Origin of the sequence: Pseudomonas psychrophila HA-4 (assembly GCF_000282975.1) — a bacterium.
In the GTDB taxonomy this organism is placed as follows: Bacteria; Pseudomonadota; Gammaproteobacteria; order Pseudomonadales; family Pseudomonadaceae; genus Aquipseudomonas; species Aquipseudomonas psychrophila_A.
The window spans coordinates 152355-172090 of record NZ_ALJC01000093.1 but is presented as its reverse complement, the minus strand read 5'-3'; the positions used below and the strand labels follow the sequence as shown (position 1 = coordinate 172090).

The window sequence follows — 19736 nt, the reverse complement described above, 5'->3', positions numbered from 1 at the left end:
AGTAGGTCATCGTCAAGATTAAATTCCAAACCCCCTGTCTGCTCACGCAGACAGGGGGTTTGTTTTTTGCGTCCGAAAAAGTGGCGCCAAGCATCAGTTTGTTAGTAACCGTCCGGCCTACACCCTCTCCTGATTACTCTCCAAATTGGGCAAGATAATGGGCACTATTCTTTAGCTGACACAGTCTTGGATACAGTTTCCTCCGCTCGTCGAACCCGCCTCCCTCAACGTCTCGCCAGCGTTCAAATGCCAAGTCGTCGGGGCCACTTTCCAGTCTGGCACCTCCGTGTCCTTGAGCGCTCGTGAGCATGACGTCAATGCCAACCTGGTCTTTAGATGGCGGCAGCAATATCAGGAAGGAGCTTGTTATCTGGATCGCTGCCGCCGCCAGGAATATGCGCCGTGGCTTCGATGAATAGGGCCTTGGTGCCAACTCAACTTGAAGCAGATCCGTTCTCCGATCAGATTTTTGCGGACGTATCGGTGATCGAATCAAATTGTTGTGGTGGGATGGCGACGGTTTGTGTCTCTTTTGCAAATTTGCAAACGGTAGGAAAAAGTGTGCTTCGTCTAGCCGTCAGCAACCAGCGGTCGCGTGTCGCTGACGGCTGCGCAGTTGTCGATACCGTTGGAAGGCATTGATTGGCGCAGGCCTGTTCGCTGCTGGAACAACTGCATGCATGGTTTAACCAGGCGCTGATTGAACTGTCGGAAGAATCGGCATTGGGCGGCGCAATCTTCTATGCACACAATCGGTAGCGCTATGGTATGCCCGATCCCTATGGGCTGGGGGCCAACTGCTAACCCGGATGCTCGTAAAACGCTGATCAAGGCGCTGAGCGGAAAACGAACATTCGAGTACCTCTATGACTCCGGTAACAGTTGGTGTCACCGTATTAAGGTCAAAAAAATACTTCCCGCCATTGCCTGTCCTCAGGTGCCGTATTGCATCGACGGCGCCAATGCTTGCCCACCGGAAGACGTGGGTGGCGGGCTAGGTTACAAGCAGATTCTGGAAGCGATGACCAATCCCGATCATCCAGCGTATAAGGCGATGGTTGAATGGCATGGCGACTTTTTTGATCCGGCAGCATTTGAATGCGCGAACGTCAACCCGTGGCTTAAACGGATTAAGGTTTGAGTTGCAAGGCGGTGTAGTTCGGACGCTTACCTTACGTGAGCAGCGTTGCAATCTAAGCACTGGACATAGACCCCCGGCGCCCCCACGCTCATTTCCAGCGTCCAATACGCCAATACCCTTTGAGCAATGTTAAGGTTCGCCTTTGGATTTTGCCTTCTCCTAAGGATGCCGTCATGCCGGGTGCTACGTCCCTCAACGCGGGTTTTATGGTGGTTCACGGTAACCGCCTTGATGAGTTACGCAACCTGGTCGTGAGCTGGATGCGCCGCTATCCACTTGCGCCTCTGGAGAACGAAATTGCTCTGGTGCAGAGTAATGGCATCGCACAATGGTTAAAGCTGGCTCTTGCCGAAGATGCTCAAGACGACGATCTGGGCGGCTGTGGTATTGCCGCCGCGATTGATGTGCAACTGCCCGGCAGTTTTATGTGGCAGCTCTATCGGATGGTATTGGGCAGTGAAGAAATCCCTGCCAAGTCCTTGCTCGATAAAGGCCCCTTGACCTGGCGTTTGATGCGCTTGCTCCCAGCCCTTATTGATCAACCGCACTTCGAACCGTTGCAGCGCTTTCTAACCCACGACACCGATCTGCGTAAGCGCTACCAGTTATCAGAGCGCCTTGCCGACTTGTTTGACCAGTACCAAGTCTATCGTGCTGACTGGTTGGAAGACTGGGCTGCAGGTCGCCATCAATTACGCAATGCCCGAGGTGAAAGTCCGGCCTTGAGCTCGGCTAACTGTTGGCAAGCCGAATTATGGCGGGCGCTGCTGCTCGACGTTGGAGAGGAAGGCATGTCGCAAAGCCGTGCGGGTGTCCATCAGCGTTTTATTGAAAAAATTAATAGCCTCGAACACACACCGCCCGGTCTCCCTGCTCGGGTAATTGTGTTCGGTATTTCGTCATTGCCCGCTCAAGCGCTCGAAGCACTGGCTGGCCTGGCCCGCTTCAGCCAAGTGCTGCTCTGTGTACATAACCCGTGTCGCCATCATTGGTCTGATATCGTTGCCGACAAAGATCTGCTGCGCCATCAATACAAACGCCAATCCCGCAAAGCCGGAATGCCTACGGCACTGGATCTCGACATCCTGCACCAACACGCTCATCCATTGCTCGCCGCGTGGGGCAAACAAGGTCGTGACTACATCAACCTGCTTGACAGCTACGACGACCCCAACAGCTATCGGGCCGCCTTTCGTGATGGCCGCATCGATCTGTTCAGTGAAGTGGAACCGCTCAACCTGCTCAATCAATTGCAGGACGACATTCTTGAGCTGCGCCCACTGAACGAAACTCGCGAACTGTGGCCTGCCGTTGATTTGGATAAAGATCACTCAATCCGCTTCCACATTGCCCATAGCGCACAACGCGAAGTCGAGATCCTTCACGACCAGTTACTCGCTCGATTCAGCGAAAACCCTCACTTGCAACCGCGCGATGTAATCGTGATGGTGCCGGATATCGACAGCTACGCGCCGCACATCCGTGCCGTATTTGGCCAGATTGAGCGCGACGATCGCCGCTTCATTCCCTACACGCTGGCCGACCAAGGTCAGCGCGGACGTGATCCGCTGCTGATTGCCATTGAACACCTGCTCAAACTGCCCGACAGCCGCTTCCCAGTCAGCGAAATCCTCGACTTACTGGACGTTCCAGCATTACGTGCCCGCTTTAATGTGCAAGAGCGCGACTTGCCAACCCTGCATCGTTGGATCGAAGGCGCGGGGATTCGTTGGGGGCTGAATGCCGAACAGCGTGCTGGTCTGGGGTTGCCCTCTGAACTGGAGCAAAACAGTTGGCGTTTCGGCTTGCGTCGCATGCTGCTCGGTTATGCCGTTGGCAGTGGTGAGGCTTGCGATGGCATTGAGCCTTACGATGAAATTGGCGGCCTTGATGCTGTCCTGATCGGCCCACTCGTGGCCCTGCTTGATGCGTTGGAAATTGCCCACCAAGAATTTTCGCAGCCCGCCTTGCCGCAACAATGGGGCGAGCGCTTGCAAGCTTTGCTGCAATTGTTCTTCCAGGCAGAGACTGAGCATGACGACTACCTGCTGGCCCAACTCGAAGAACTGCGCGAGACCTGGCTCGAAACCTGTGAGCTGGTTGGTCTGCAAGATCAATTACCGCTAACCGTAGTACGTGAAGCCTGGTTGACTGGCCTTGACCAAGGCAAGTTGTCGCAACGCTTCCTGGCCGGGGCCGTCAACTTTTGCACACTGATGCCGATGCGTGCCATCCCATTCAAACTCGTCTGCCTGCTTGGCATGAACGACGGCGACTACCCGCGTGCGCAACCCCCGCTGGACTTCGACTTGATGGGCAGCGACTATCGTCCAGGCGATCGTTCCCGCCGCGAAGATGACCGTTACTTACTGCTCGAAGCGCTACTGTCTGCACGCGACCAACTCTATATCAGTTGGGTCGGACGCAGTATTCGCGACAACAGCGAGCGCCCGGCCTGCGTCTTGATCGGCCAATTACGCGATCACCTTGCCAGTGGCTGGCATCTCCAAGGTGATGAGGACTTGCTTAAGGCCATGACTCAAGAGCACCCGCTGCAACCATTCAGCACCCGCTATTTTCACGAAGGCGATCCCAATCTGTTCAGTTATGCCCGTGAGTGGCAACAATTACACGAGCCACAAATAGCCCCTGCACAGCCCGAAACCCTTGCAACGCATGAACAAGAAGAACCTTTAAGTCTCACTCAGTTGCAGGACTTTTTGCGCAACCCAGTGCGCCACTTCTTTAGTCAGCGTCTGAAAGTATTCTTTGAAGCTGCCGAAGTGCCGCTAGAGGATGAAGAACCCTTCGTGCTCGACGCGTTGCAGCGCTACACCCTCAGCGACAGCTTGCTCGAAGCCGCACTGGCGCAACCGGACCAACTGGAACACGCTCTACAGACCCGCGCCCAACGCCTACAAGGCAGCGGACTATTGCCGATGGCAGGCTTTGGTGAGTGCTTGCAACACGAGTTGATTGAGCCTCTTCCCGACATCCTGCAACGTTATCAACAACTCTTGGCTCTGTGGCCGACGCCGCTCAACAGCGCACTGCCAGTCAGCATTGAAGGCCATGGGCTTACGTTGGAAGGATGGCTCAGCAACCTGCATCAACGCAGTGACAAAGGCCTACTGTCCATCACGACGATTCCCAACAGCATTGGGGCGATAAAGGCACGTAAATGGCATCGCCTGACCAGGCCATGGGTCAATCATCTGGTGGCCTGTGCCAGTGGCCTAGACATGTCCACTGCCTTGGTCGCCAGTGATGAGACTCTGCTGTTAGCCCCTTTAACGCCTCAACTCGCCAGCGACATTCTGGGCAACTTATTGATGGCCTGGAAAGTCGGCATGAACCATCCGCTGCCCATCGCCATCAAAACCGGCTTTGCTTGGTTGGCCCAGACTGATCCGGTCAAGGCCGATGCCGCAGCACAAAAAGCTTACGAAGGTGATGGCCAAACCAGCGAAGGCGAGCGTCGCGAAAGCGCAGCCTTGGCTCGGCAGTTCCCTGACTACGCAGCGTTGATGGCCGATGGAGCATTTGAAGACTGGTGCGATGCCCTTTATCGCCCACTCTTCGACGCGCCTTGGCGCTCATTAAACAGCGAGGAGTCCCGCTAATGAGCGAGCAAAAAATGCCCTTGGCTTTGGCTTTTCCCCTACGCGGCAGCCAACTGATCGAAGCGAGTGCCGGCACAGGCAAAACCTTCACCATCTCGGCGCTCTATCTGCGTTTGATCTTGGGTCATGGCGGTGAAGAGTCGGGGTTTGGCCGTGAGCTATTACCACCGCAAATATTGGTCGTAACGTTCACCGACGCGGCGACCAAAGAGCTGCGAGACCGCATTCGCACCCGACTCGCCGAAGCAGCGCGCTTCTTCCGTGACGAAATCCAAGCCCCGGATGCTCTGGTTGAACAACTGCGTGATCAGTTCGCCGCTGGACAGTGGGCCGCCTGCGCGGGTCGCCTCGACATCGCTGCACAATGGATGGACGAAGCAGCGGTATCGACCATCCACAGTTGGTGTCAACGGATGCTGCGCGAACACGCCTTCGACAGCGGCAGCCTGTTCACCCAAACCCTCGAAACCGACCACAGTGATTTACTCGGTGAAGTGCTACGCGATTACTGGCGTTTGTTTTGCTACCCCATGCACGGTGACGCACTGAACTGGGTGCGCGCCAACTGGAGCGGTCCATCCGCCCTGCTACCACGCGTTCGCGCTTTATTCGGCAGCTCTAGCCCGGCAACTAATGCCGAGCAAAGCCCGGCACAAATAATTGAAGCCTGCTTGCAAGAGCGTCGTCTGGCACTGTCCGAACTCAAAACGCCATGGCTGAAATGGGCTCAAGAGTTGCGCGATATCTGCTTGCAAGGCGTAGCCGCTAAAGCCGTCGATGGGCGCAAAATGCAGGCGCGTTACTTTGAGCCTTGGTTTGAAAAAATCAGCGCTTGGGCTGCTGACGAGTCCCAGGAGCAACTAGATCTGGGTACTGGCTTCACCCGCCTGACGCCTGACGGCATGGCCGAAGCGTGGAAAGGCGAAGCGCCGCAACACCCGGCGCTGGACGCCATGCGCGGGCTAAAAACTGCGCTGGACGCATTACCCAGCCCCGATGCCGCTGTTCTAGAGCACGCAGCGCGTTGGGTCAGTGCTCGTTTTGAAGCAGAAAAACGCCGGCGTGCCGAGATGGGCTTCGACGACATGCTGCTCAGGCTTGATGCGGCGCTGCAGGCTGAGGGCGGCGAGCGTCTGGCGTCCCTTATACGAGAGCAATTTCCCGTCGCGCTGATTGATGAGTTCCAAGACACCGACCCGGTGCAGTACCGCATCTTCGAGACCATCTATCGTATCGAAGACAACACGCCAGACACCGGCCTATTCCTGATAGGCGACCCGAAGCAGGCGATCTACGCCTTTCGTGGTGCTGACATCTACACCTACTTGCGCGCCCGCCACGCTACCAGCGGTCGACTGCACACATTGGATACCAACTTTCGCTCCAGTCATGCCATGGTGGACGCGGTCAACCATGTGTTTGAGCGGGCCGAGCAGCGAGACGCCGGGCGAGGCGCGTTTTTATTCCGCGAAGGTTCTGAAAACCCTGTGCCCTTTCTTTCGGTTAAATCCCAAGGGCGCAAAGAAGTCCTACACATTGATGGCCAGGCTGTAACAGCCCTCAATCTGTGGCAGTTACCTTCCGAACAGCCCGTCTCAGGCGCGGTGTATCGCCAGCAACTGGCGGCCGTGTGCGCTAGCCAGATCGTCGAGTTACTCAATGGCGGTCAACAAGGTCGATGCGGTTTTGCCAAAGATGGCCAACCCTTTAAAGGCATATTGCCCGCCGATATTGCGATTCTGGTGCGTGACGGTAAGGAAGCTCAGGCCGTGCGGCGTGAATTGTCGACTCGGGGTGTGCGTAGCGTTTATCTGTCGGATAAGGATTCGGTCTATGCCGCGCAGGAAGCTCACGACGTGCTGGCCTGGCTCAAGGCCTGTGCCGAGCCGGACGTCGAGCGTCCGCTGCGAGCGGCACTGGCTTGCATCACCCTAGACTTGCCGTTGGTTGAGCTCGAGCGCCTGAATCGGGACGAATTGGCCTGGGAACGGCGCGTCATGCAGTTCCGTGGCTACCGTGAAACCTGGCGCAAACAGGGCGTACTTGCCATGTTGCGCCGCCTGCTGCACGACTTCGAATTACCCCAGGCCTTGATCGCCCGTCCCGACGGAGAGCGCGTACTGACTAACGTATTGCACCTGTCTGAGCTGCTACAACAGGCGGCTGCGGAACTGGATGGCGAGCAAGCGCTGATCCGGCACTTGGCCGAACACTTGGCAGTGTCAGGTCAGGCGGGCGAAGAACAAATTTTACGTCTGGAAAGTGATGAGCAACTGGTCAAGGTCGTGACCATCCATAAATCCAAAGGCCTGGAGTACCCATTGGTCTTCCTGCCGTTTATCTGTTCGACCAAACCCGTGGATGGCAGTCGTTTGCCGCTGCATTACCACGATGCAGCGGGCAATGCCCACGTCAGCCTGAAACCCACGCCAGAATTGATCGCCCAAGCCGATGACGAGCGTCTGGCCGAAGATTTGCGATTGCTCTATGTGGCCCTCACACGCGCCCAGCACGCCTGCTGGCTTGGCGTCGCCGACCTCAAACGCGGCAACAACAATCGTTCGACTCTGCATCTTTCTGCGTTGGGCTATCTGCTGGGCGGTGGTGCGCTGCTGGCTGAGTCCGTTGCGCTTGAACGCTGGCTGGCTGATTTGAAACATGACTGCGCAGCGATTCAATTCGCCCCCGTACCCCCAGCCAGTGACGCGCGTTTTTATCCTCCGCTCAATCAGGCCACTTTGCTCAAACCGCTGATCCCGACACGGCGTGCTGCGGAAAACTGGTGGATTGCGTCCTACAGCGCATTACGTATTGGTGACAGCCTCAGCCCTGCCGAAGCGCCTGAAAGTGCCTTGGCGCAAAAGCTATCGGACGATGAGCGACTTGATCCAGATGCGCCGCGTGAAGTGTTAATCAGTGGTGGCGATATACACCGTTTCCCGCGAGGGCCAAATCCCGGGACTTTCCTGCATGGTTTGCTTGAGTGGGCCGGAAGCGAAGGTTTCAAGGCCGATCCTGAGGCGATCAAAGACGCTGTGGCGCGCCGCTGTAATCGACGCGGCTGGCAAGGTTGGATCGACACGCTGAGCGACTGGTTACAGCACCTACAAGATGAGCCGTTGCGTCTGAATAACGGCCAGCCTGCTGTAGTCTTGAGCGAACTGAGTCAGTACCAAATTGAAATGGAATTCTGGTTCGCCAGCCACCGGGTCGATGTCTTGCAGCTAGATCAACTCGTGCGCCAGCACACCCATGGCGGTGCATCGCGTGCCGCCGCCGAGCCGAGCCTGCTTAATGGCATGTTCAAAGGCTTTATCGACCTCACGTTCGAACACGAAGGGCGGTATTACGTAGCGGACTACAAATCCAACTGGCTCGGTGCCGACGATTCGGCCTACACCGAAGAGGCGATGAACACCTCAATTCTGGATAACCGCTACGACCTGCAATACGTGCTGTACCTGCTGGCCTTGCACCGTCAACTCAAAGCCCGCCTAGTTGATTACGACTACGACCAACACATGGGTGGCGCGTTGTACCTGTTCTTGCGCGGTACTCGCTCTCAAGGCCAAGGCGTGTTCTTCACTCGACCACCCCGACTATTAATCGAAAGCCTGGACCTGATGTTCCAGGGTAAACCTCAGCCCAAGCAGGCTGAACCGGCGTGGGAACAGGGAGTGTTGTTATGAGTCGTTCGTTTGCCGAACTGTTGCCTACGCCATTGACGGCCGAAAGCCTTGCCCAACTCCAGCCCTTGAGCCGTGCACACGACTTGCTTGTGCTACTCGAACGTTGGGTCGAGCGGGGCTGGCTACGCGCCTTGGATAAAGCCTTTGTGGCCTTTTTGCATGAGCGCGACCCGCAGGGCGACCCTTTGGTGTTGCTGGCGGCAGCACTGACCAGCCATCAACTAGGTCATGGCCATGTGTGTTTGGACCTGTTTGAAACTCTTAAAGAACCCGATTTCGCGCTGTCCTTGCCACCTGAAGGCGATGTGCAAACTGGCGCCATGTTGCTGCCTTCGCAACTGCTTGAAGCGCTGGATGGCGACGCATGGTGTACAGCCCTGCACGCCAGCCCATTGGTGGAGCACGCGGGGCAGTCGTCGCCAGACTCTGCGAGCAGACCTTTGGTGTTAAGCGAGCGCCGTTTGTATCTGCGCCGCTATTGGGCCTATGAGCGCCGAATCGACAGTGCGTTGCGTCAACGTCTGTCAGCCCCCGAGGTAATACCTGATGATTTATCTGCGCGCCTGAACGGATTATTTGGCAGCCCTAAAGCCGATGCGCTGATTGACTGGCAAAAATTGGCCTGCGCGTTGGCTACGCGTGGCGCTTTCAGCATTGTTACCGGCGGCCCAGGGACCGGTAAAACCACCACCGTGGTGCGTCTGCTCGCGTTGCTCCAGGCTCCGGCCGTTGAAGCGGGCGCGCCTCTACGCATCCGTCTGGCGGCGCCCACGGGCAAGGCCGCCGCACGCTTGACTGAATCCATCAGCCTGCAAGTCAAATCGCTGGAAGTGGATGACAAGGTTCGGCAAAAAATCCCCAGTGACGTAACCACTGTTCACCGATTGCTAGGCAGCCGTCCAGGCACACGCCACTTTCGGCATCACGCGGGCAATCCTCTGCCGCTTGACGTATTGGTGGTCGACGAGGCATCGATGATCGACCTCGAAATGATGGCTAACTTGCTCGACGCGCTGCCTGACCATGCGCGGCTGGTATTGCTGGGTGATAAGGACCAGTTAGCCTCGGTAGAGGCGGGCGCCGTGCTGGGCGATTTGTGCCGCGATGCCGAGGCCGGCTGGTACACCCCGCACACACGCGAATGGTTGGAGTGCGTCAGCGGCGAAAATCTCGCCGCCAGCGGCTTACAACAAGACCTGGATGGCACTCATCCGCTGGCCCAGCAAGTGGTGATGCTGCGCCACTCGCGGCGTTTTGGTGAGGGCAGTGGCATCGGCCAACTGTCGCGGCTGGTCAATCAGCAACAGTCGCACGAAGCCCGCGCGTTGTTGGCTGCTAGCACTCACAACGACCTCTTTACGTTGCCACTCAAGGGTGAGCAAGACCGCGCCTTCGAGCGCTTGGCACTGGAGGGGCGAGGAGCCGATGCCAAAGGCTATCGGCATTATCTTGAGGTCTTGCGCGATCAGCGCCCGGTCGCCGACGCAGGGCTTGAAGACCCTTGTTGGGCCGCTTGGGCGGGCAAGGTGCTGGAGGCTTTCGAAACGTTTCAGGTTCTCTGCGCCGTACGTAAAGGGCCGTGGGGTGTGGAAGGGTTGAATGAGCGTATCACCCGGTCTTTGTTCGCCCGCAAACTGATCGACAGTGACCAGCACTGGTACGAAGGGCGGCCGGTCTTGATGACCCGCAACGACTACGGCCTGGGCCTGATGAACGGGGACATTGGCATCGCCCTTAGGCTTGCGGAGCGTGATGGACTGACCCAGCGCCACGTGTTGCGCGTTGCCTTTGCCCGTAACGACGGGCAGGGCGGTATTCGCTTTGTGCTGCCAAGTCGCCTCAATGATGTCGAAACGGTTTACGCCATGACTGTGCACAAATCCCAGGGCTCAGAGTTTTCCCACACCGCACTGGTGCTGCCCGAAGCGCTTAACCCGGTATTGACCAAAGAACTGATCTACACCGGCATCACCCGGGCCAAACACTGGTTCAGCCTGGTCGAGCCGCGAGCGGGCGTGTTTGAAGAGGCTGTGCAGCGCAAGGTAAAACGCCTGAGCGGCTTAATGCTCGGACTGAGGTAAGACGCAGCAACTCTTAACTTATCTGTGGGAGATTGTGTGGGGCGCTGCACGCTGACGTAGTAGCTATCGCAGTTCACGATGGCCGCCACGCTGCAACTAAAATACTTTAAATATGTGATGGGGGTCACAGTATTTATGCGTGCTGTGGTATCGTTCGGATTATAAATCCTACAACGATTACCGAGATTTCCTGCATGGATGTGGCTGTCTCCTCGGCGGGGCAGGGCTTTGGGTGGCTGCGACGGCTATCCTTGTCCTTGTCCCTTTGCCTGTTACTGCTGAGCACTCCTTGCCTGGCCCAATCTGAAGCACCCATTAACCTGGTTGATCAGCGCGCCAAGGCTGTGACCCAGGTTGTCCTTGGCATCCTCAGCTATGCGCGTTGGCCCACTGAGCCTGCGCAGTTGCAATTGTGCGTCATCGGCCCTACCGAATATACCGATGACCTGTTCAAGGGCACGACTCAGTCCAGTGGACGATCGGTGCATGTCTCTCGTTTGCTGGCAAATAATCCGAGCATTGCCAGCGTCTGCAATGCAGTCTATCTGGGCAAGTTAATCGCGCAAGAGCGCAGTGACTTGTTTGACTCATTGGCTGGCCAAGCCGTGCTAAGCATCAGCGAGGATGGCCATCAATGCACTGTTGGCAGTTTTTTTTGCCTGCACTTTAAAGATGACCAAGTAGTGTTTGAGGTCAATCTCGACTCTGTTGCCCGCAGCGGAGTTCGCATTCATCCAAGCGTATTGCAACTGTCACGCCGTAAGGCTGTACAGCCATGAGCCCGAGTAACCCACAGTACTACCGCCGCAAGTTGCGCTGGGTGCTGCGCCGTGGGCACCTGAGTGTGGCGTTTGTCGCCGTGGTGCTGGCCAGCACGTCCTTGACGTTTCTGGGTGTGCTCGCGCTCAAGGTGTACGCCGATCACAACCTGCATTTGATTACCCGGGCGATCAACTACACCGTCGAAGCGGCGGTGGTGTTCGATGACAAGGCCGCTGCATCCGAAGCACTGAATTTGATCGCGTCCACAGAAGCTGTGGCCGAGGCCGAGGTCTACACCGTTAATGGTAGGTTGCTAGCGCACTGGCGGCGCCCGGAAAGTGGCCTGTTATCGAACGTCGAAATGTTATTGGCCGACAGTTTGCTCAAACAGCCGTTAACGGTGCCGATTGAACATCAGGGCCGACAAGTTGGCAGGGTGATTGTGCGTGGGCATGTCGCCGATATGCTGCGCTTCTTACTCAGTGGGCTGTTTGGAATCATCGTGTGCACAGCGCTTAGCGCCTGGAGTGCGCTCTATCTTTCGCGGCGCTTGCTTAAAGGCATCGTCGGGCCTTTGCAGCAGTTGGCCGAAGTGGCCCACGCCGCGCGCAGTGAACGTGCCTTCGACCGCCGGGTGCCGGCGGCACACATTGCCGAACTGGACAGTTTGGGCAACGACTTCAATGCGTTACTGGATGAGTTGGAGTCACGGCAAAACCACCTGCGAACCGAAAACCAAGCGTTGGCGCATCAGGCTAACCACGACTCGCTCACCGAGCTGCCTAACCGTGCCTACTTTGCCGCGCGACTGGCGCGCACTTTGCGGACCTTGGGCCAGCGCAACGACAAAGTCGCCGTGTTGTTTCTCGATAGCGACCGCTTTAAAAACATCAATGACACCTACGGCCATGCTGCGGGCGATGCGGTGCTGGTCGCAGTGGCCACTCGCATTCGCGCCCAGTTGCGTGAAAGCGACGTGGTCGCGCGTTTGGGCGGTGATGAATTTGCGATCATGCTCGCCCCGTTGCATAAAGTCGAAGACGCTCAGCGTATTGCCGACAAGATCATCGCCAGCATGCATGAACCGATTGAGCTGCCAGGGCAAACCTCTGTCGTGTCCTCGCTCAGTATTGGCATCGCCGTTTACCCCGAACATGGTGCAACTCCTGATTTGCTGTTGTGTGCAGCGGACGCGGCGATGTACCAGGCCAAACGCCTCGCCCGAGGCGGACAACACGTTGCCGAGTCGGAGTACTCCGCAACCCAATACCCATCAGGAGCTTGACCCCCCATGCACGCAGCGACTCGTCGTTATCAACAGTTTTTCAACGTTGTATGGATATTGGCGATGCTGGTTTTGACTGGCTGCCAGACGACGGCCCCACAAAAAGGCCTAACGGCGGCGCAGATTACCGAGCTTAAGCAACAAGGTTTTGAACTGACCGACGAAGGTTGGGCCTTTGGCATGTCGGACAAGGTGCTGTTTGGCAGCGATCTAGAAGTGCTCAACTCCAAAAGTCAGAAAGTCGTTGAGCGAATTGGTACTGCCTTGCTGGCGGTCGACATCCAACGGGTGCGGGTAGACGGCCACACCGACTCTTCGGGGCAGGTCGCCTATAACGATCAACTCTCCGTGCGCCGCGCCAAACGCGTGGTCAAGGTACTGGCCACCGTTGGCATGCGTCCTGAAAATATTGACGTGCGTGGGCTAGGCAGCAGCCAGCCGGTGGCTTCCAACAAAACCCGCGCCGGGCGCACAGAAAATCGCCGCGCATCAATCGTCGTCATAGCCGATTAAAGGCAGGTACCTGTAGCCGCTTCCGAGGTACGAGGCTGCGAAGCAGTCGTCAACCAAGGCTCTCGTGGTGTCTGACACCATGAGTGCTCAGGTCTTACGGGCGCTACGCGACCGATCGCAGCCTCGTACCTCGACAGCGGCTACATGAAAAAGTGTTAAGGCCTCAATCAGCAAACCTCATCTCCCGCGTTTCCCCGAGCAGCAGCGGCGCATTCAGTTCCGTCACGGTGCGGATGTAATCCCACAGCAACGTAATCCGTTTCAGCTTTCTCAAGTCCTCCCGGCAGTACATCCAAAATTGCCGCGTCAGGTTGATTTCATCTGCCAGTACCGGCAATAAACGCGGGTCTTGAGCAGCCAGAAAACACGGTAGTATCGCCAGTGAGCGCCCTTGCTGCGCCGCCACGAACTGCGCAATGACGCTGGTGCTGCGCAGGTTTGCGCTGGCGCCAGGCAGCACATTGGCCAAGTACAGCAGCTCGGAACTGAACGCCAGATCATCGACATAACTGATAAACGGATGCTCCGCCAGGTCACTCGCTCGACGAATGGGCGGGTGCTGGTCCAGATAGTCCTGGGTCGCGTACAGCTGCAAGCGGTAGTCGCACAACTTGCAGCACACGTAAGGCCCGTGCTCCGGGCGCTCTAGTGCGATGACAATGTCGGCCTCGCGTTTGGACAGGCTGATGAAGTGCGGCAGCGGCAGAATATCCACCGAAATCGCTGGGTAGGTGTCCACAAAATGGCTCAGTTGTGGGGTGATGAAAAAGCTGCCGAAACCCTCGGTGCAGCCCATACGCACATGCCCCGACAATGCCACACCAGAGCCCGAGACCTGCTCGCAGGCCATGTGTAACGTGCTTTCAATGGACTCGGCATACCCCAGTAAACGCTGGCCTTCGTTGGTCAGGGTGAAGCCATTGGTGCGCGATTTTTCGAACAGCAAGGTGCCTAGTGCGGCCTCCAGCGAGCTGATACGCCGCGACACGGTCGTGTAGTCGACCGCCAGACGTTTGGCCGCGCTGCTGGCCTTGCGGGTGCGGGCCACTTCGAGGAAAAACTTCAGGTCATCCCAGTTCAATGCGCTTAACGATGTGATGTTTTTTTGCATGTTAGACCGGCTTTTATGTGCGTTCTTATTAGAAGAACGCACACCTATACTCCAAAAACAGTCCTGCGACCAATCTGGACGCCCGCCCGTGTCGTTTACGGGCTCATAAAAATAATTTTGGAGACTTCCATGAACGTTTCTACCACCCCGTACCAAAATGCCCGCCTGCTGATTGATGGCGAATGGGTCGAGTCGCAGACCACCGAGTGGCACGACATCGTTAACCCCGCCACCCAGCAAGTATTGGCCAAAGTCCCGTTTGCTACCCCGGATGAAGTCAACGCCGCCATCGCTGCCGCCCAACGTGCTTTCCAGACCTGGAAGCTGACGCCTATTGGCGCGCGGATGCGCATCATGCTCAAGCTGCAAGCGCTGATTCGCGAGCATTCCAAGCGCATTGCCACCGTGCTCAGTGCTGAACAAGGCAAAACCATTGCCGACGCCGAGGGCGATATTTTCCGAGGCCTGGAAGTGGTCGAGCACGCCTGCTCCATTGGCACCTTACAAATGGGCGAATTCGCTGAAAACGTTGCTGGCGGGGTTGATACCTACACCCTGCGCCAACCGATCGGCGTGTGTGCGGGTATTACGCCTTTCAACTTCCCGGCCATGATTCCGCTGTGGATGTTCCCCATGGCGATTGCCTGCGGTAACACCTTCGTCCTCAAGCCTTCTGAGCAAGACCCGCTGTCAACCCTGATGCTGGTCGAGCTGGCGCTGGAAGCTGGGGTTCCGCCGGGCGTGCTGAACGTCGTGCACGGCGGCAAAGATGTGGTCGACGCGCTGTGCACCCACACCGATATCAAGGCGGTGTCGTTCGTCGGTTCAACCGCTGTAGGGACTCACGTGTATGACCTGGCCGGTCGCCACGGCAAACGTGTGCAATCGATGATGGGCGCCAAAAACCACGCCGTGGTGCTGCCCGACGCGAACCGTCAGCAAACCCTCAATGCCCTGGTCGGCGCAGGTTTCGGTGCTGCGGGCCAGCGCTGCATGGCCACCTCGGTTGTGGTGTTGGTGGGGGCGGCCAAGCAATGGCTACCTGACCTTAAGGCGCTGGCGCAAAAGCTCAAAGTCAATGCGGGCAGCGAGGCGGGTACTGATGTAGGTCCGGTGATTTCCAAGCGTGCGAAAGAGCGCGTGCTGGGACTGATTGAAAGCGGGATCAAAGAAGGTGCAGTTCTTGAACTGGATGGTCGCGACATCAAGGTTCCAGGGTTTGAACACGGCAACTTTGTCGGGCCGACCCTGTTTTCGGGTGTGACCACCGACATGCAGATTTACACTCAGGAAATCTTCGGCCCCGTGCTGGTGGTCATCGAGGTCGACACGCTGGATCAGGCCATCGCACTGGTTAACGCCAACCCGTTTGGCAACGGCACTGGCCTGTTTACCCAAAGTGGCGCGGCCGCGCGTAAGTTCCAGAGCGAAATTGATGTAGGCCAAGTCGGCATTAACATCCCGATCCCGGTGCCCGTCCCGTTCTTTAGCTTCACCGGTTCGCGTGGCTCCAAACTGGGCGATCTGGGGCCGTACGGCAAACAAGTCGTGCAGTTCTATACGCAGACCAAGACTGTCACCAGTCGCTGGTTCGACGATGACAGCGTGAATGATGGCGTCAACACCACCATCAATCTTCGTTGAGGGCACGACCATGAAAATCGCATTTATCGGCCTGGGTAACATGGGCGCCCCGATGGCGCGCAACCTGCTCAAGGCCGGGCATTCGTTGAACCTGTTTGACCTGAACCAAGACATTCTTGCAGAACTGGCGGAACAGGGCGGGCACATCAGTGCCTCGCCACGTGAAGCCGCGCAGGGCGCTGAGCTGGTGATTACCATGCTGCCAGCGGCGGCCCATGTACGCAGCGTGTGGCTGGGGGAAGACGGCGTGTTGGCCGGTATCACCGAAGGCGTGCCTGCAGTGGATTGCAGCACCATTGACCCACAAACCGTGCGCGATGTTGCCGCCGCGGCCGCCAAGCAGGGCGTGCACATGGCGGATGCCCCGGTGTCCGGCGGCACCGGCGGCGCGCAAGCGGGCACCCTGACCTTTATGGTCGGCGCCAACAAAGCGTTGTTCGACACGCTGCACCCGGTGCTGTCGCAGATGGGCCGCAACATTGTCCATTGTGGTGAAGTGGGCACCGGCCAAGTGGCCAAGATCTGCAACAACTTGGTGCTCGGGATCTCGATGATCGCGGTCAGCGAAGCCATGGCCTTAGGCTCGGCATTGGGCATCGACAGCCACGTACTGGCAGGAGTGATCAACAGCTCCACCGGGCACTGCTGGAGTTCCGAGGTGTACAACCCGTGGCCGGGCATTGTTGAAACCGCCCCGGCATCACGCGGTTACACCGGCGGTTTTGGCGCCGAACTGATGCTCAAGGATCTGGGGCTGGCCACTGAGGCCGCACGTCAGGCCCATCAGCCGGTGGTGCTGGGCGCCGTGGCGCAACAGTTGTATCAAGCCATGAGCTTGCGCGGAGAAGGTGGCCAGGACTTCTCGGCCATCATCAACAGCTACCGCAAACCCGAATAGGGTTTTCCAGGGAATCCGCGTCGGGCGGATTCCCTGGGTTTTACCGGATTCGATCAGGCAAAAACGAAGTACTTGCGCACGGTTTCAACCACTTCCCACGTGCCTTTCATTCCCGGCTCAATCACAAAAATGTCACCGGCCCGCAGGTGGATCGGCTCTTTGCCCTCAGGGGTGATGATGCAATAGCCTTCACGGAAATCGCAGTATTCCCACTTCACATACTCCACGTACCACTTGCCGGGCGTGCAGATCCACGTGCCCATGATTTTGTCGCCGTCCTCGCTGGTGTAGGCATTGAGGTTGACGGTATGCGGGTCGCCTTCCAGCTTTTCCCATTTGCAGGCATCCAGCACGGGCAAAGGATGCGTGTCGCGAAGTACGGTAATCGGCGCAGACATAAGAACTCCGTTGAGGGTGTGAGACACAAACCTCACCCTAACTGGCCTTGCGCGTGGGCAGATGCCTGGTTCCGACACTCAGCGGCTCGAATACGCACCCCCAGATACGCAAATGCCCCGGCACTTGAAGGCAAGTGCCGGGGCTTTTCAATTGCGCGTCAGGGTTAGTGGCGGTTAACCAGTGCCTTGCCCATGCGCAGGCGCACACGGTAGAACACGTAAATAATCAGCAACCACACCGGCATCGCATACACCGAAGGGCGAACGTCGGGGATCATCCAGATTACCGAGACGATCACCGCCATAAACGCTAGGCACAGCATGTTGCTGAACGGCGACCAGAACGCTTTGAAGCCAGGCTCAACGCCACGTTTGGCCATCGCCTTGCGGAACTTGATGTGGGTGAGGCTGATCAACGCCCAGTTAATCATCAGCGAGGCAACCACCAGCGCAAACAGCAGCTCCAGCGCTTTGTGCGGCGCGACGTAGTTGACCACCACACACAACAACGTCACCAGCGCCGACACGCCCAGCGCTCGCAATGGCACGCCATTTTTGGTCAGCTTCATCAGTGCTTTCGGCGCATCACCTTGTTCGGCCAAGCCAAACAGCATGCGGCTGTTGCAGTACACGCCGCTGTTGTACACCGACAGCGCGGCGGTCAGCACCACAAAGTTAAGGATCTGCGCGGCAGTGTCGCTGCCGATCAAGGCGAAAATCTGTACAAAGGGGCTGCTGCCGTAGGCATCGCCACCCGCGCCCAGTGTTACCAACAACTGATCCCACGGGTACAACGCCAACAGCACCGTCAGTGCGCCCACGTAGAAAATCAGAATCCGGTACACCACCTGATTAATAGCCTTGGGGATAACTTTTTTCGGTTCGCTGGCTTCCGCCGCGGTGATGCCCACCAGCTCCAGGCCACCAAACGAAAACATGATGAAGGCCATCGCCATCAGCAGCCCGGTGCCGCCATTGGGGAAGAAACCGCCGTGGCTCCACAGGTTACTAATTGACGCCTGCGAACCGCCTGTGCCGCTGAAAAGCAGGTAGCAACCGAGCACGATCATGCCGACAATCGCCACCACCTTGATGATCGCGAACCAGAACTCCATCTCGCCAAAGACCTTCACGTTCAGCGTGTTGATCAGGTTGACCAGCACAAAGAACACCACAGCGCTGACCCACGTTGGCACCTCGGGCCACCAAAACTGGATGTACTTGCCGACAGCGGTCAGCTCGGCCATGCCCACCAGCACGTACAGCACCCAATAGTTCCAGCCCGACAGAAAGCCGGCGTAGCCGCCCCAGTATTTGTGGGCGAAGTGACTAAAAGAGCCGGCCACCGGCTCTTCGACGATCATCTCGCCCAACTGGCGCATGATCAAAAACGCGACAAAGCCGGCAATCGCATAACCGAGAATCATCGACGGTCCAGCGGACTTGAGCACACCAGCCGAGCCCAGGAACAGCCCCGTACCAATCGCGCCGCCCAAGGCAATCAGCTGAATATGACGGTTTTTTAGTCCGCGTTTGAGTGTGACCGGGGGGGAATTAGCGTCAGCCATCGGTTGCCCTGTTGGTTGGTGTTTTCTGTATGTAATGAAGCCACCCCTGTAGCACGGGTGTCATGAAGGCCCGGATATTACTCCCGGTAAAAATTAAGGCATACAGGTGAAGACGACTCTGCGACATTTCTTACAGCGTTAAGGGACTGAAAGTGCATCCAATAACGCTCTCGCGTAGGCCGGTAATTGATCAAACGAGCGGGCACTCAACAGCAGCTTACGTGCTGCCCACGGCTCGTTCAGCGGTACAACCTTAAACGTCGGCGTCGCTTGCCAGCGTTCAATCGTGGCGTTGGGCACGATGCCCAGCCCCGCCCCGCGAGCCACCATGCGCAATACACTGTCAAAACCTTCGGCGCGAATTCGCACCTGCATGCGCGCGCCGCTTCGCAGCGCCTGCTCTTCCAGATACACCGCCAGCGCGCTGTTTTGGGAAAGTCCGACATAGTCATGGCCTAGCGTGTCAGTGAACGCCAGCGTTGAGTGTTGAATCAGCGCATGCCCCTGTGGGATCACCAGCATGAGCGGGTCGTCACGAAAGGGCCGGGTTTGCAGGTCGTGGGTGTCGACAGCGTTGGAAATGATTCCAATATCGGCCGCGTCCTGACGCAAGGCATGGGTGATGCGCAGGCTGGTCAGCTCTTGCTGTTCAATGCTGATGTTGGGGTGCCGGCAGACAAAGTCGGCCAGCAGTTCGGGCAAGTACTCGGTCAGTGCGGTGGTGTTGCATAACAGGCGCACCTGGCCTTTAAAGCCTTGGGCGTATTCGGCCATGTCGTGTTTCATGCGTTCAACCTGTTGCAGCAATAGCCGCGCATGCTGTGCTAGCGCTTGCCCGGCCGGTGTTGGGCTGACGCCACGGCGGCTGCGCTGCAAACACTCAACCCCCAGCGACGCCTCCATCGCACGAATTCGCGCACTGGCGGCGGCCAGCGACAAATGGCTGACGCTGGCGCCCGCTGTGATATTGCCCGCCCGCACCACATTTAAGTACAAGCGCAGATCAATCAGGTCGACATGCAT

15 protein-coding genes are annotated in these 19736 nt (G+C 57.6%); 11 read left to right on the top strand and 4 right to left on the bottom strand.

What is annotated here, in order from left to right; genetic code table 11:
• The first annotated feature begins 175 nt into the window (after positions 1 to 175).
• From B347_RS27210 to B347_RS0114950, 9 genes are all read left to right on the top strand, one after another.
• Complete coding sequence (locus B347_RS27210) at positions 176 to 415, top strand: transposase (protein WP_081498301.1); 240 nt, start codon at positions 176 to 178, stop codon at positions 413 to 415.
• Between the two features lie 64 nt (positions 416 to 479).
• Positions 480 to 605, top strand: a complete 126-nt coding sequence (locus tag B347_RS27205; RefSeq protein ID WP_423812785.1) for a hypothetical protein — start codon at positions 480 to 482, stop codon at positions 603 to 605.
• Between the two features lie 137 nt (positions 606 to 742).
• Positions 743 to 1141: a plasmid pRiA4b ORF-3 family protein gene (locus tag B347_RS25465; RefSeq protein ID WP_100218036.1), complete on the top strand. Its 399-nt coding sequence runs from the start codon at positions 743 to 745 to the stop codon at positions 1139 to 1141.
• A 173-nt stretch (positions 1142 to 1314) separates the two neighbouring features.
• Positions 1315 to 4764 (top strand): exodeoxyribonuclease V subunit gamma, encoded by a 3450-nt coding sequence (gene recC / locus B347_RS0114975; protein WP_019410507.1) that lies wholly within the window; start codon positions 1315 to 1317, stop codon positions 4762 to 4764.
• Entirely contained in the window at positions 4764 to 8453 is a 3690-nt protein-coding gene (gene recB / locus B347_RS0114970) for an exodeoxyribonuclease V subunit beta (protein WP_019410506.1), read from the top strand. The genes recC and recB overlap by 1 nt, the downstream gene beginning before the upstream one ends.
• Positions 8450 to 10534 carry an exodeoxyribonuclease V subunit alpha gene (recD, locus tag B347_RS0114965; RefSeq protein ID WP_019410505.1) on the top strand — a complete coding sequence of 695 codons (2085 nt, stop codon included), beginning with the start codon at positions 8450 to 8452 and terminating at the stop codon, positions 10532 to 10534. Before recB ends, recD begins: the two co-directional genes overlap by 4 nt.
• Before the next feature lie 194 nt (positions 10535 to 10728).
• The gene (locus B347_RS0114960) at positions 10729 to 11313 is read left to right on the top strand and encodes a YfiR family protein (RefSeq protein WP_019410504.1); all 585 of its coding nucleotides are present in this window, start codon (positions 10729 to 10731) and stop codon (positions 11311 to 11313) included.
• Positions 11310 to 12581 (top strand): diguanylate cyclase domain-containing protein, encoded by a 1272-nt coding sequence (locus tag B347_RS0114955; RefSeq protein ID WP_019410503.1) that lies wholly within the window; start codon positions 11310 to 11312, stop codon positions 12579 to 12581. The genes B347_RS0114960 and B347_RS0114955 overlap by 4 nt, the downstream gene beginning before the upstream one ends.
• A 6-nt stretch (positions 12582 to 12587) precedes the next feature.
• The gene (locus tag B347_RS0114950; RefSeq protein WP_019410502.1) at positions 12588 to 13094 is read left to right on the top strand and encodes an OmpA family protein; all 507 of its coding nucleotides are present in this window, start codon (positions 12588 to 12590) and stop codon (positions 13092 to 13094) included.
• A 163-nt stretch (positions 13095 to 13257) separates the two neighbouring features.
• Here B347_RS0114950 and B347_RS0114945 read toward each other — a convergent pair whose 3' ends face one another.
• Complete coding sequence (locus B347_RS0114945; protein WP_019410501.1) at positions 13258 to 14205, bottom strand: LysR family transcriptional regulator; 948 nt, start codon at positions 14203 to 14205, stop codon at positions 13258 to 13260.
• 129 nt (positions 14206 to 14334) lie between these two features.
• Between B347_RS0114945 and B347_RS0114940 the strand changes: the two genes are divergently transcribed.
• Positions 14335 to 15849, top strand: coding sequence for a CoA-acylating methylmalonate-semialdehyde dehydrogenase (locus tag B347_RS0114940; RefSeq protein ID WP_019410500.1), 1515 nt, complete (start codon positions 14335 to 14337; stop codon positions 15847 to 15849).
• 10 nt (positions 15850 to 15859) lie between these two features.
• Complete coding sequence (mmsB, locus tag B347_RS0114935) at positions 15860 to 16747, top strand: 3-hydroxyisobutyrate dehydrogenase (protein WP_019410499.1); 888 nt, start codon at positions 15860 to 15862, stop codon at positions 16745 to 16747.
• A 53-nt stretch (positions 16748 to 16800) separates the two neighbouring features.
• On the opposite strand, the gene B347_RS0114930 is transcribed toward mmsB, so the two are convergent.
• The 3 genes from B347_RS0114930 to B347_RS0114920 form a co-directional block, all read right to left on the bottom strand.
• On the bottom strand, positions 16801 to 17145 hold the full coding sequence (locus tag B347_RS0114930) for a cupin domain-containing protein (protein WP_019410498.1): 345 nt from the start codon (positions 17143 to 17145) through the stop codon (positions 16801 to 16803).
• Between the two features lie 164 nt (positions 17146 to 17309).
• Positions 17310 to 18713, bottom strand: a complete 1404-nt coding sequence (locus tag B347_RS0114925) for an amino acid permease (protein WP_019410497.1) — start codon at positions 18711 to 18713, stop codon at positions 17310 to 17312.
• Between the two features lie 138 nt (positions 18714 to 18851).
• Positions 18852 to 19736 (bottom strand): LysR substrate-binding domain-containing protein, encoded by an 885-nt coding sequence (locus B347_RS0114920; RefSeq protein ID WP_019410496.1) that lies wholly within the window; start codon positions 19734 to 19736, stop codon positions 18852 to 18854.

What these genes read in the sequence shown, in the direction of transcription:
- B347_RS25465 (WP_100218036.1), top strand. Translation starts at nt 743, where the DNA reads ATGCACACAATCGGTAGCGCTATGGTATGCCCGATCCCTATGGGCTGG.
- recC (WP_019410507.1), top strand. Translation starts at nt 1,315, where the DNA reads ATGCCGGGTGCTACGTCCCTCAACGCGGGTTTTATGGTGGTTCACGGT.
- recB (WP_019410506.1), top strand. Translation starts at nt 4,764, where the DNA reads ATGAGCGAGCAAAAAATGCCCTTGGCTTTGGCTTTTCCCCTACGCGGC.
- recD (WP_019410505.1), top strand. Translation starts at nt 8,450, where the DNA reads ATGAGTCGTTCGTTTGCCGAACTGTTGCCTACGCCATTGACGGCCGAA.
- B347_RS0114960 (WP_019410504.1), top strand. Translation starts at nt 10,729, where the DNA reads ATGGATGTGGCTGTCTCCTCGGCGGGGCAGGGCTTTGGGTGGCTGCGA.
- B347_RS0114955 (WP_019410503.1), top strand. Translation starts at nt 11,310, where the DNA reads ATGAGCCCGAGTAACCCACAGTACTACCGCCGCAAGTTGCGCTGGGTG.
- B347_RS0114950 (WP_019410502.1), top strand. Translation starts at nt 12,588, where the DNA reads ATGCACGCAGCGACTCGTCGTTATCAACAGTTTTTCAACGTTGTATGG.
- B347_RS0114945 (WP_019410501.1), bottom strand. Translation starts at nt 14,205, where the DNA reads ATGCAAAAAAACATCACATCGTTAAGCGCATTGAACTGGGATGACCTG.
- B347_RS0114940 (WP_019410500.1), top strand. Translation starts at nt 14,335, where the DNA reads ATGAACGTTTCTACCACCCCGTACCAAAATGCCCGCCTGCTGATTGAT.
- mmsB (WP_019410499.1), top strand. Translation starts at nt 15,860, where the DNA reads ATGAAAATCGCATTTATCGGCCTGGGTAACATGGGCGCCCCGATGGCG.
- B347_RS0114930 (WP_019410498.1), bottom strand. Translation starts at nt 17,145, where the DNA reads ATGTCTGCGCCGATTACCGTACTTCGCGACACGCATCCTTTGCCCGTG.
- B347_RS0114925 (WP_019410497.1), bottom strand. Translation starts at nt 18,713, where the DNA reads ATGGCTGACGCTAATTCCCCCCCGGTCACACTCAAACGCGGACTAAAA.
- B347_RS0114920 (WP_019410496.1), bottom strand. Translation starts at nt 19,736, where the DNA reads ATGCATGTCGACCTGATTGATCTGCGCTTGTACTTAAATGTGGTGCGG.